We start from the raw sequence: 12,816 nt of genomic DNA on the forward strand, positions 1-12,816 counted from the left end.
TAATTTCAAATCCCTTCTGCACTTTAAGGTGCAAGAGGGATTTTTGCTGTTTTTTCCTGTGCGGGACATACTCCAGGTTGTCCAGACATAGGATAGTACAAGATTCCAAGCGACCCGGAGGAATGTGGATGCGAAAATTAATGAAGGTTATTGTAGGTATGCTCATGCCTGTGCTGCTGTTTTCAACAATGGGTGCATCGTCTGTTCGGGCGACCATTGCTGGACCGTCTACTCATGCGCAAAGTGCAGCACTCATTGATGTAACATCAGGGCGAATTCTTTATAGCAAAGATGGGGACAAGGAGTTGCGCATCGCAAGTTTGACTAAAATCATGACTGCCATCGTTGCGATTGAAGAAGGCAAGTTAGATGCAAAAGTCAAGGTGACACCGTCCTCTTTTGCCAAAGAAGGGTCTTCGCTATACCTTAAGCTGGGCGAGGAGATGACACTAGAAAATATGTTATACGGTCTTATGCTACGCTCAGGTAATGATGCGGCTTCTGCAATCGCCGAGCATATCGGCGGCTCGGAAGAAGGTTTTGTTTTGCTTATGAATAAAAAGGCAGAACAGATCGGTTTAACGAAATCCCATTTTATGAATCCACATGGTCTGGATGCTGAAGGTCACTATTCTACCGCGAATGATTTGGCGAGGTTAACAGCTTATGCGCTCCACAACCCGGTATTCAAACGTATCGTGGCAACAGAAAATAAATCTGCTCCAAATCCGAATGAAAGCTGGGAGTATTCCTGGCATAACAAAAACAAAATGCTTCGTTTATATGAAGGTGCGGATGGGGTGAAAACCGGATATACCAAAAAAGCATTCAGATGCTTAGTTAGCTCAGCGACAAGGGACGGTCAACAGCTAGCCGCGGTGACACTGAATGATGGCGATGACTGGAACGATCATGCGAAGATGCTGGATTTCGGTTTTGAACATTTTCCACTTGTGGAGATTGCCAAACAGGAACAGCCTGTTCAGAACATGGAACTCGTCACAGGGCGTGGTTTTAAATATCCGCTCGCCAAAGGGGAAGAGGAAGACATCACCAAGAAATTGGTACTGCTCGATAAACGTTCACAGGCCGCTGTAACAGAATATGAACAATCAACAGATCCTTCGTTTGGACTAGCCGGACGCATTGAAATGCAGTTGAAAGGCGAACCGATCGGATCTATACCTGTGTATTACAAAGGTAGCTATATTCCACCAGAGCCTCCCATTGCAGATGCTACTATAGGTGGTATAGGGGAGGTCACGACTTGGGTTTCCGCATGGAAGGCAGTGCTAAGTCGACTGTTGTCACCTTGATTTCAATTTATGGATAAAAAGATCGTTGTTGTGCTTGCTGTTACTGGGAGGGATGATTTCAATGATCAATCTGATCTGGTTAATGATGATCTTGATCGGCTTTGTTTTCGCAGCTGTGAACGGGAAGATCGAAGTGGTCACCCAGGCAGCATTTGATGGTGCGGCAACCGGTGTGACGGTATGTTTCGGTTTGATCAGTGTGCTTGTATTTTGGATGGGAATGATGAAAATGGCCGAAGATGCCGGCCTGCTTAAACGGATTTCGAAGCTGCTTGGCCCGGTGGTCGGATTTCTGTTCCCCGATGTACCCAAAAACCACCCGGCTATGGGTTACATTTTATCCAACATGAGCGCAAATTTGCTTGGACTAGGGAATGCAGCTACCCCCATGGGAATCAAGGCGATGCAACAATTGCAGGAACTGAATCCTGACAAGCAGACGGCATCCCCTGCTATGTGTACATTGCTGGCGCTGAATACCGCGAGTATTACGATTATTCCAACAACGCTGATTGCGATCAGGTTGAACTATCATTCTGCGAACGCCACGGAGATTGTAGGCACGACTTTGATGGCTACCATTATAGCTACACTTGCTGCCATTATGGCTGATCGCTGGTATCGAAATAGAACTCTTCGCAGATCGCCGCGTATATCCAAGAGCGGTAATCCCGGCATGAAAGGATGAGCAACCTTGTTAACCTTCATTAACTGGATATCTGTCTGGGCCATTCCGGTTATTATCGCGTTTGTTCCATTATATGCGTTTACCAAAAAGGTCCCGGTCTATGAATCCTTTGTTGATGGGGCCAAGGATGGCTTCTCGACTGCAATCAGCATCATCCCACATCTGGTGGGCATGATGGTTGCCATTAGTGTTTTTCGTGCCTCGGGGGCACTGGATTTTGTGATTCAGTTCTTCACTCCTCTCGTCTCGTGGATGGGTGTGCCTGGAGAAGTACTTCCGCTAGGCATATTACGACCATTAACCGGGACAGGCTCACTTGCATTTACAACGGATTTGATCAAAACGTATGGCCCTGACTCCATGATTGGCCGAATGGCCTCTACCGTTCAAGGCAGTACGGATACGACGTTATATGTGCTAACCGTATATTTTGGAGCTGTGGGCATTCGGAACGGTCGGTACGCGCTTAAGGTTGGATTGTTTTCAGATGTCGTTGGATTCATAGCTGCACTTGCCATCTGTTTGATTGTTTTTGGTTAAACTATTGTTCCTTTCCTTCCGATATACTAGTTATGCTAGAATAATAACGGAGGAGAGTGAGACATGCAAAAGAGTTGGAAACGAATACTCCGTTACGGGTTGACAAGTATGCTCGCTATAACGATGCTTGCAGGTCCGACAGGGTTTGCAGGTGCTCAAGCTGAACAGACGATCCATTTTACGGGTAACTTTGACAAGGCATTACGTGCTCAAATGGCGATTACGGCGGATTCTTTTCCGGTTGTTAATGTGCGCTTGATTAAAGCAAATGAACCAGATATGGTTTATTATGATGTCGGAACTTCGATTTTGATATCCAAAGATAAAGTGTTAACCAATTACCATGTTGTTCAGGAATTTGCTGAGCTGTCTGGCGGAGACAAAGGGACGTTGACGGTTGCGAGCCCGGGAGCTCTCAATCAGGCGGTTAAAGCTAAAATTATTAAAAGCGATCCGGTAATGGATATGGCTTTGCTCAAGCTGGACAAACCGATTGACGCTGAACCGGTGAAGTTTGCCGATGCAAGGGACAATCAGGTCGTTTATACGATTGGATTTCCTAAAAACCCATCGGGAGATCTTGTCATATTAGATGATGATTTCCCTTCGACGTACAACACGATAGCCAAGAGTCGGGTGTTTAGTTCTTTGGCAGCTGATGTACCGGGAAAAGTAGGCATTGGAAGCATCGTAAAAGCGATGGCTCAAGGCAATTCAGGCGGACCAGTTCTCGATCAGAATAAACAGGTCATTGGCATGATGACGTTTGTATATGGTGGACGGACGTATTTTATTTCTTCAAAAACATTGCAGACATTTGTGAAAGAGGCAACAACAGCTCCGGCCAAAAAGCCGGTTGTGGTTACTGGCAAAGTTTCGAACTAAAATGAAATATGAATTAAAATAGAACTAATGAAGGTTTACCTTTGGCGTGGTCTGAACGAAATCAGCCGCGGTGAGGGTAAGCTTTTTTTGTATATCGAGATTATAAAATATCTATTCTTCAACACTCAAATTAGCGATAAAGCTCGAACGTTCACAAAAACATTGGATAATCCTTGTGATTTCCCGGTTGGATGGGTATCATTAGTGTGAGGTGACATGACAAACATGGAAAGATTACAAAAAATTATCGCACAGGCAGGTATTGCATCCCGCCGCAAGAGTGAGGAACTGATCCTGTCCGGCAAAGTGGAAGTTAACGGGGAGGTCGTAACCGAACTGGGTACGAAAGCAAACCCCGAAGAGGATATCATTACGGTCAATGGAAAACCGATCCGCAGTGAGAAAAAAGTGTATTTGATGCTGAATAAACCCAAAGGGGTTATTACAAGCGCATCAGACCCGGAAGGCCGGAAAATCGTGTCTGATTATCTGAAAGGTGTTAAGGAACGTGTTTATCCGGTAGGACGTCTTGATTATGATACCGAAGGGTTGCTTATTCTGACCAATGATGGCGAATTCGCGCATCTGCTGACGCACCCTAAACATCACGTACCCAAAACGTATCTAGCAACAGTTAAAGGGGTACCACATGGTACGGAACTGGAAAAGCTCAAAAATGGAATTATGCTTGAGGATGGCATGACTGCGCCAGCAGAAGTCGAGTACAAAGATGTGGATACAGCAACCAATGAGGCTGTGATCTCCATTACGATTTATGAGGGACGCAACCGTCAGGTAAGACGTATGTTTGAGGCAATCAACCATCCGGTAACGCGTTTGAAGCGGATTTCGTTTGGAGGCATTTTGCTCCAGAATCTAAAACGAGGGTTGACTCGTAATTTGACGAAAGAGGAAGTCAACAATCTGATTACGCTCGCAAAATCGGAACCCGCCAAAAAAATGAAAAAAAGGTAATGTGAGGACACATAATTTTCATAAAACCGCCGCAGATTTGTGACGAAATTCGCTATAATTGTTCATAGAGTGTTCACAGTTTCTATAACAATAAGGCAAGCCAACGAAATCGTCACTTCAAAGGGGAGCAGCACATGGGGAAATCAAGAAGAACGGTGCAAATCGTTATTTTGTGCTTGATCCTGGTGTTGGGCGGATACGCGATAACAACATCGGTATCCGGCTCGAATGGCAAGCCAAAGGAAGGGGATCGTGCCCCTTCTTTTGAACTGCTGGGCCTGGATGGTCAAGTTCATACGTCAGAAGAGTATCAAGGAAAAGCGATGGTTATCAATTTCTGGGGCACATGGTGCGAGCCTTGTGTGAAGGAAATGCCTGCACTTCAAGCGCAGGCTGACAAATGGAAGGATAAAGGTGTCCAATTTGTTGGAATCAACGTTGGAGAAGATCAGATGACGGTAGAGAATTTTGTACGGCAGGTAGGTGTTACGTTCCCAATTATGTTAGACCGGGAGAAAAACTCCGTTCGGGATTATGGAATCTCTCCGATGCCAACAACCTTTTTCGTATCTGAAACGGGTAAAATCTCCACTATTCATATTGGGCAACTGGATTTGGACACACTTGACGCTCAAATCTCACAGCTGGCGAAACAGCCCTGACAGGAGGTCTACTTGTGTTCCAAAATACGAAATGTGAGTGTGGTCATCAGAATCCGGTAGGAACCGTATTGTGCGAGGCATGTGGTAAGCCAATTCTGGAGGAAACAGCTCAATCGAATGAAGTGTTAGAGATGCGTTATGATGGGATGGCTCGACGTTCACAGCGAAGTAATCCCAATATTATCGATCGCATATGGAATTTCTTTTCATCTGTCAAAATTGCAGTTTATATGATTGTGCTCACGCTCGTTGGTTCCATGCTGGGCACCATCTACCCGCAAGAAAGTACATTTCTGAATATTGATCCTTCGGTTTATTACAAAGAAACCTATGGTCAGTTAGGTCATATTTATTATCTTCTCGGTCTGTCTCATACATATGAATCCTGGTGGTTTATTCTGCTGCTGGTGATGATCGGAGCATCACTTGTGATCTGTAGTCTGGATCGTGTGCTTCCACTGTACAAAGCGCTGAACAAGCAACGGATAAGGAAACATCTGCAATTCCTGACGCGGCAGCGACTTGTGTATCAAGATTCTGTTGGAGAGGCTCCTGAAGAGTGGATTAAGAAAGCGGTTACGCCGCTGCTTAAGAAAGGGTATCGCGTTCACACACAAGGGGATGCATTGCTTGCTGAGAAGCAACGTTTTAGTCGTTGGGGCCCTTATGTGATCCATATCGGACTTATTATTTTTCTACTCGCTGTACTCGCTCGTGGGCTTCCAGGTTTAAATCTGGACGAACATGTTGCTTTTCCTGAAGGGGAAATTAAAAAAATTCCAAACACATCGATGTATCTGAAAAATGAGAAGTTTAATGTGGAGTTTTATAGTGACGACGAAGTCCCTGAGCAGTTCAAAAATTTGAATAAAACGGTACCCAAGTTGTTTGAAACCAAGGTTGTTCTGTACGAATGCACAGCTGATTGTTCGGATCTCTCCAAAAAACCTCAGCTTGCAGAGGTAGCAAGACATGATGTGCGGGTGAACGAACCACTGAATTACCAAGGTCTGAAGGCATACCAGTTTGACTATGATTTGACGCCGACGATTCGCTCGGTGACACCGGATCTGGTTAATACGAAAACGGGTGAAGTATACGGTTCCTTAAAGATCGATATGACGGATACACAGCGCTCCTTTGAGGCAGGACCTTATACATTAACGGTGAAAGAAAAGTTTATGGATTTTGCGCTGGATGATAAAGGAGAACCCAAATCAAAATCTCCTTCCCCGAATGCACCTGCGTTTCTCTTTCATATCGAGGGGCCAGATCTGCCAGAGAAGGGAATTCAATACTTATATTTTGCCAAACAAATTGACAAGCAACGTTTTCAACAGGACGCAATCAACCGTCAGCTTGTAGGAGGGGAACTTCCATTACAACTGGAGGTCGACAGTATGGACAAGGTAGACCTTATTCAATCGGTGAGCTACCTGAATATACGCGTGGACAAAGCGATGCCGTTTGTATGGGTAGGGGCTGGCATTGTCATGCTAGGTCTTGTCATGGGCTTTTACTGGCATCATCGACGCATTTGGATTCGGTTCGATGATGAGCGAATTACGCTTGGCGGGCATACCAACAAAAACTGGTTCGGCTTCAGGCGAGAAGTTGCTAGCTTTTTGAAACAGATGAATCTGGAAGTGGATGAGAAGTCGTTGGATAACGGGGGGAACCAAGCATGAGTATACTGGATTTCAGCAGCGATGCATTTATCGTATCCTTTTTTCTGTATTGTGCTGCATTTTTGTTATATGCTGTTGCCGTCATGGGCAAGAAATGGAGTAACCGCGATCCGATCGATCATATGAATCGTTGGGGTAAACGGGCATTTATTGCATCTACGGTTGCGTTGACAGCACATTTGGTTTTCTTTATCACCCGATGGATTGGTGCAGGCCATATTCCGGTAAGTAATATGTATGAATTCATGTCCTTTTTATCCATGATGATCATGGTAGCGTTTATCGTTGTGTACGCAATTTACCGCAAATCTCTACTAGGCTTGTTTGCACTTCCGCTCACGATTATCATTATGGCATATGCAGCCGTATTTCCACAGGAAGTTCAACCATTGATTCCCGCATTACAATCGATTTGGTTGAAAATCCATGTTACGCTGGCTGCCTTGGGTGAAGCGTTTTTCGCTGTAGGTTTTGCTGCAGGATTTATGTATCTGCTTCGTACCGTTGATTTTAGTGGAAAAGACAAGTCTTCCCGCCGTCAGCGAGGATGGGTGGAGTTTACACTCATTACTATCGTTGTGGTGATTGGATTTATTGGAACAGTGTTTGCCTTCCGTGCATCTGGTTATGAGGCCGTTTTCGTACAGAAAACAGTCACCATTGACACAAAGGGAGAGGAAAATAGTACAATAGAGAAAGTGATTTATCGCATGCCTCCTATTTTTGCTCCATATAATAGTGAAGTGGAGAGCCTGAAACCGTTCCTTGGCATGAAGGAACCGTTGCTTGAAACGCCTTCATGGATGAATGGCGTGAATGCAGGACGTAAGCTGAACACAGTCATCTGGTCGATTATAACGGGTCTGATTCTATACGGAATCATTCGTTTAATTGTACGCAGACCGCTTGGACAAGCGTTGCAGCCGATGATGAATGGAATTGACGCGGATGACCTCGATGAGATCAGTTATCGCGCTATTGCGATTGGATTCCCTATTTTTACGCTGGGAGCTCTGATCTTTGCTATGATCTGGGCACAAATTGCCTGGAGTCGCTTCTGGGGTTGGGACCCCAAAGAAGTATGGGCACTGATTACTTGGCTGTATTATAGTGTGTATTTGCACTTGCGTTTATCCAAAGGATGGCAGGGGCAGAAGTCCGCTTGGCTTGCTGTGCTCGGTTTCCTAGTTGTCATGTTTACACTGGTTGGTGTAAATCTGATCATTGCAGGATTGCATTCCTATGCTGGAGCAGACTAGTAAAGTCTGTTAAAAGTAGTGGCAAAACAAACGGTAAATTCATGATATACCCGTTCCAATAAAACAGGTATTCAAATATTGTTCGCAAGATCGAACATAATAGAAGTGACAAGGAGTTACTGTAAAGGGGCTTGAGTGGGCATGTCAGAACATGAGAATCGTATATTAGTCGTGGATGATGAAGAAAGAATCCGCAGATTGCTTAAAATGTATCTTGAAAAAGAAGGCTATGAAATTGATGAAGCGGAAGATGGCGAAACAGCGCTTCGTAAAGCAACGGCCGGAGATTACGGTCTGATTTTGCTTGATGTCATGCTTCCGGGCATGGACGGTGTTGAAGTGTGTACAAGACTTCGTCAGGTGAAATCTACCCCAGTATTAATGCTTACCGCAAAAGGGGAAGAGATTAACCGTGTTCAGGGCTTTGAAGTAGGGGCAGATGATTACGTGGTGAAGCCATTCAGTCCGCGTGAAGTGATTTACCGGGTGAAGGCTATTCTGCGTCGTTCTTCGGCAACAGCGTATCTTTCGAAGGAAAGCAATTCAAGCAACAATATTGTATTCCCACATCTTGTTATTGAGCATGATGCACACCGCGTGACTGCGGGTGGTGAGGAGATCAGTTTGACACCTAAAGAATATGAGTTGTTGCATTACCTTGCAACATCGCCCGATAAGGTTTTCTCCAGGGAAGAATTGCTTAAGGATGTATGGAACTATGAATTTTTTGGTGATCTTCGTACCGTGGATACCCATGTGAAGCGTCTTCGCGAGAAGCTGAACAAGGTATCACCTGAATCGGCAGCGATGATAACAACCGTGTGGGGTGTCGGTTATAAACTGGAAGTACCGAAATAACTTTGCTTTCTGGAGATCATTGGTTGGAAAGTTATGGATAACGATTATATGCCTTGTGGGTTGTGTACTTATTGCGCTAGGGCTCTTTCTGTTGCCCTACATTGATACGAATTTTGCTGAGTCTGAATCTAGGGACATCAAAAGGCTGTTTACTTATATTTGTATTGTTGGATTCAGTTTAACAACATTCTTCGCATTATTTCTGTTCACCAAAATTACGCAGCCTATGCAACAATTAATTCAAGCAGCTAATGCTATCCGTAAAGGGAACTATGGAACAAGACTTTCTCTCCGTACCAATGACGAAATTGGTGAACTTGCAAATACGTTTAATCATATGGCCGTTCAACTGGAGGATACCATTCGAAATCTGAATCATGAAAAGGAACATCTGGCAAGTGTGCTGCGAAGCATGACGGATGCCGTGATCACTTTTGATGGTGAGGGCAAGGTCATCTTGACGAATCCGCCTGGTGAGAAAATTATGCAGGCCTGGTATGCTCTCGACTGGGCTCAGGAGGATGAAGGTTTGGATGGGTATCCGTCTGCGAATCCGTCTCGGGATGTTCCTGAACCGCTGGTACCCTTATTCAGACTGGTGATGGAGCAAGGAGGGGACCAGAACTCCAATGTTCACGTGCAACAAGGAGTATGGTCTGTGCAAATGGCCCCTTTGTATGCGGATAGTGTGGTGCGGGGGGCGGTGGCTGTATTGAGAGATGTTACCGAAGAAGTGAAAATGGAGAAGATGCGCAGGGACTTCGTTGCCAATGTATCTCATGAGATTCGTACTCCGTTATCAATGATGCAGGGATACAGCGAGGCTTTGCTTGACGGGATGGCAACATCGCCCGAAGAGAGTGAAGAACTGATTCAGGTCATTCACGATGAGTCACTGCGGATGGGTAGATTGGTAAAGGATTTACTTGATCTGGCGCGTATGGATGCAGGGCATACCGACATGAACATGAAGGAAGTTGAACTCGGTGAACTTCTCGAACGTATTTATCGTAAATTTATGGTGCGCTCGAAGGAACAGGGGATTCAACTACAATTCGAATGCAAACAGCAGATGATCTCACTTCAACAAGCAGATGAAGACAGATTGGAGCAAGTATTCACGAATTTACTGGATAATGCATTCAGACATACACCTGTTGGTAAAAGTGTGAAAATTTCTGCTGAGCTTGTCACTAACTTGCGTGCTCCTTTTGCCAGAGTGAGTGTAAAAGATCAGGGCGTGGGTATTCCCACATCAGACCTGCCTTTTATTTTTGAACGTTTTTATAAAGCGGATAAAGCCCGAGTTCGGGGAGAAAGCGTGGGGACAGGTCTTGGCCTGGCTATCGTAAAAAACATCGTAGATGCTCATCAGGGCACGATTCATGTCAATAGTGTGCTTGGTGAAGGCACGGAGTTTATACTACAATTTCCCGTAGAATCTTCGAAATAGGTTAATTTTAAACAAAAATTGCCGAAACACCCTCTGATGAGGGTGTTTTTTTGTTGAAGTATTCCGTTTAATCTTGTTCAACGTGGAACAAGGCCGTATCCTTTTTTGTCCGCAAAAAAATGTCCAAGATAATTTTTGAACTTCTCCTTCATAAGATTGAAAATAAGATGTCAAAGGAGGATTGAGTCAAGTATGTCCGATGGACGTAAAAGAGTAAATATTAAAGCGTTCTTGGAAGGGAGATCATTCCGGGCAGGTTCGCCGTTTATACCCATAGCAGCTAGTGAACTTGAGAATTATGAGTCGATTCTTCGTGCTCTAGCTGTAACTATTCCAGCAGCAATCAGCCAGCCGAGTGCAGCGAATCTACTTGCGTTGCAGAACGGATTACGTCAATTACTTACCTTTGTGAACGAATCTGAGTTTCGCGCAGGGGTCAAAGCGGAACTGCAGGCTGTGCTAGAACTGACCATTGCTTCTTCTGAAGTCATTCCTGTTGCTTTAATTAATCTCGCAGGGAATTTGCAAAATCTGTTGGATGACTTGTTAAGTGTAACATTGCTTTTGGAGGTACCTCCCGAAGTAAAAGATCGGTTAGTCGGATTAATTCGCTCCATATCTATCTCGTTGAGCAGAGCCACAACGACTTTTGGTACGGGGGGGATTACAGGGGCAGCAGGCCCTCCCGGTGTTCCCGGCGTACCAGGGGTCCCTGGAGTTCCTGGATTGAGAGGAGCTACTGGTCCAACAGGTGCAGCAGGGCCAGTTGGTTCTGCGGGTGCTGTCGGCCCTATAGGCCCGCAGGGTCCACAAGGACCACAAGGACCGACAGGAATTCCCGGCGTAGGATTAAACAATATTACAACGTTTAACCCTGTAGCTGGATCAACTTACGCGCAAGGTCAGGTAGTTAGTTATGATGGAAGTCTTTTTGTGGCTAACGTAAATGGCCCGGTGGGTGTGCCTGGAAGTTCACCTGATTACACGCTCTTGCTTGCCGCCGGTTCTACAGGTGCAACTGGGGCTACGGGTGTAGGACTTTCTGGAGCTATTGCCTTTGATGCTGCTCTTGCACCTGGATATCCTGCAGGTCAAGTCGTTACTTATAATGGCAGTACGTATATTGCGAGTGTGGCAGGTCCGACAGGTACACCTGGTACTTCTTCGGACTATACATTGATTGCAGCATCAGGGATGACAGGAGCTACTGGGGTAGGGCTTAACGGCGCGATCACCTTTGACCCAGCTCAAACGCCAACATATTTAGCAGGCCAAGTGGTGACGTTCAATGGTAGTACGTATATTACCAATGTGGCTTCACCGACAGGCACGCCTGGAAGTTCGCCTGATTATACATTAATCGCTGGTGCAGGACCGACGGGGGCCACCGGCGCTACAGGCTTCGGGCTCACAGGGATTGTACCATTCGATCCTGCTCAAGCGCCAACATATCCAGCAGGTCAGATTGTAACGTCTAATGGCAGCACATATATTACGAATGTCGCCGCGCCAACGGGTACACCAGGAAGTTCACCAGACTATTCATTGCTTGCTGGAGCAGGCTTAACTGGAGCAACCGGAGCAACAGGTATAGGTTTACAAGGAGTCGTACCATTTGATCCTGCTGTTGCGCCAACGTATTCACCAGGCCAAGTGGTGACGTTCAATGGAAGTACGTATATCACCAATGTGGCTTCCCCAACGGGTATACCAGGAAGCTCACCAGATTATACATTACTTGCTGGAGCAGGGCCATCAGGATCTACAGGAGTTACGGGTACAACGGGAGCGACGGGTGTAGGACTAAGCGGTATCGTTGCGTTTGACCCAGCAGTAGCTCCAACGTATCCAGCCGGTCAAGTGGTCACGTTCAATGGTAGCACGTATGTCACGAATGTGGCTTCCCCAACGGGTACGCCGGGCACCTCCCCAGATTATACGTTATTAGCAAGTGCAGGAGTCACAGGAGGAACAGGTGCAACTGGTGCAGGTGTAACTGGTAGTACGGGGACAACAGGAACCACGGGGGCGACGGGTGTAGGATTAAGCGGTATCGTTGCGTTTGACCCAGCAGTAGCCCCAACGTATCCAGCTGGTCAAGTGGTGACGTTCAACGGTAGTACCTATATCACGAATGTGGCTTCCCCAACGGGTACGCCGGGCACCTCGCCGGATTATACGTTATTAGCAAGTGCAGGTGTGACAGGGGTAACTGGGGAAACAGGAATAACGGGTGCGACCGGATCAGCTGGAGTCACTGGAGCCACGGGTTCGATAGGAGCGACTGGCGAAACTGGGGTGACAGGACCAACAGGCGTAGTCGGAGTGACCGGAGTAACAGGAGCAACCGGTGAAAGCATTACGGGAGCCACGGGTGTAGGATTAAGCGGTATTGTAGCATTTGATCCAGCAGTAGCCCCAACGTATCCAACCGGTCAGGTTGTTACGTTCAACGGTAGTACGTATATCACCAATGTGGCTTCCCCAACGGG

11 protein-coding genes are annotated in these 12,816 nt (G+C 46.1%); all 11 read left to right on the plus strand.

The window, feature by feature from the left end; translation table 11 throughout:
* Nucleotides 1-128: 128 nt before the first annotated feature.
* On the plus strand, nt 129-1,316 hold the full coding sequence (locus ABIE27_RS30755; RefSeq protein WP_123062206.1) for a D-alanyl-D-alanine carboxypeptidase family protein: 1,188 nt from the start codon (nt 129-131) through the stop codon (nt 1,314-1,316).
* A 61-nt stretch (nt 1,317-1,377) separates the two neighbouring features.
* Nucleotides 1,378-2,004: a nucleoside recognition domain-containing protein gene (locus ABIE27_RS30760; protein WP_123062205.1), complete on the plus strand. Its 627-nt coding sequence runs from the start codon at nt 1,378-1,380 to the stop codon at nt 2,002-2,004.
* Nucleotides 2,005-2,010: 6 nt separating this feature from the next.
* Entirely contained in the window at nt 2,011-2,544 is a 534-nt protein-coding gene (locus ABIE27_RS30765) for a spore maturation protein (protein ID WP_123062204.1), read from the plus strand.
* Nucleotides 2,545-2,607: 63 nt separating this feature from the next.
* The gene (locus ABIE27_RS30770) at nt 2,608-3,429 is read left to right on the plus strand and encodes a S1 family peptidase (RefSeq protein WP_429352207.1); all 822 of its coding nucleotides are present in this window, start codon (nt 2,608-2,610) and stop codon (nt 3,427-3,429) included.
* A gap of 225 nt (nt 3,430-3,654) precedes the next feature.
* Nucleotides 3,655-4,404, plus strand: coding sequence for a pseudouridine synthase (locus ABIE27_RS30775; protein ID WP_123062202.1), 750 nt, complete (start codon nt 3,655-3,657; stop codon nt 4,402-4,404).
* 134 nt (nt 4,405-4,538) lie between these two features.
* On the plus strand, nt 4,539-5,066 hold the full coding sequence (locus ABIE27_RS30780; RefSeq protein ID WP_123062201.1) for a redoxin family protein: 528 nt from the start codon (nt 4,539-4,541) through the stop codon (nt 5,064-5,066).
* 14 nt (nt 5,067-5,080) lie between these two features.
* Nucleotides 5,081-6,754 (plus strand): cytochrome c biogenesis protein ResB, encoded by a 1,674-nt coding sequence (gene resB, locus ABIE27_RS30785; protein ID WP_429352208.1) that lies wholly within the window; start codon nt 5,081-5,083, stop codon nt 6,752-6,754.
* Entirely contained in the window at nt 6,751-8,013 is a 1,263-nt protein-coding gene (ccsA, locus tag ABIE27_RS30790) for a cytochrome c biogenesis protein CcsA (protein ID WP_123062199.1), read from the plus strand. The genes resB and ccsA overlap by 4 nt, the downstream gene beginning before the upstream one ends.
* 141 nt (nt 8,014-8,154) lie before the next feature.
* On the plus strand, nt 8,155-8,871 hold the full coding sequence (locus ABIE27_RS30795; protein ID WP_110894386.1) for a response regulator transcription factor: 717 nt from the start codon (nt 8,155-8,157) through the stop codon (nt 8,869-8,871).
* A 55-nt stretch (nt 8,872-8,926) separates the two neighbouring features.
* Nucleotides 8,927-10,324: an ATP-binding protein gene (locus ABIE27_RS30800; protein ID WP_240036633.1), complete on the plus strand. Its 1,398-nt coding sequence runs from the start codon at nt 8,927-8,929 to the stop codon at nt 10,322-10,324.
* 192 nt (nt 10,325-10,516) lie between these two features.
* Nucleotides 10,517-12,816: collagen-like repeat preface domain-containing protein (locus ABIE27_RS30805; protein WP_429352209.1), on the plus strand; the 2,300-nt coding region annotated here is incomplete at its 3' end.

The organism is Paenibacillus sp. 4624 (assembly GCF_050435065.1).
Classification (GTDB): domain Bacteria; phylum Bacillota; class Bacilli; order Paenibacillales; family Paenibacillaceae; genus Paenibacillus; species Paenibacillus amylolyticus_D.

Bases quoted from the DNA above. Each gene is read 5' to 3' on its own strand.
- ABIE27_RS30755 (WP_123062206.1), top strand. From the start codon at position 129: ATGCGAAAATTAATGAAGGTTATTGTAGGTATGCTCATGCCTGTGCTG.
- ABIE27_RS30760 (WP_123062205.1), top strand. From the start codon at position 1,378: ATGATCAATCTGATCTGGTTAATGATGATCTTGATCGGCTTTGTTTTC.
- ABIE27_RS30770 (WP_429352207.1), top strand. From the start codon at position 2,608: ATGCAAAAGAGTTGGAAACGAATACTCCGTTACGGGTTGACAAGTATG.
- ABIE27_RS30775 (WP_123062202.1), top strand. From the start codon at position 3,655: ATGGAAAGATTACAAAAAATTATCGCACAGGCAGGTATTGCATCCCGC.
- ABIE27_RS30780 (WP_123062201.1), top strand. From the start codon at position 4,539: ATGGGGAAATCAAGAAGAACGGTGCAAATCGTTATTTTGTGCTTGATC.
- ccsA (WP_123062199.1), top strand. From the start codon at position 6,751: ATGAGTATACTGGATTTCAGCAGCGATGCATTTATCGTATCCTTTTTT.
- ABIE27_RS30795 (WP_110894386.1), top strand. From the start codon at position 8,155: ATGTCAGAACATGAGAATCGTATATTAGTCGTGGATGATGAAGAAAGA.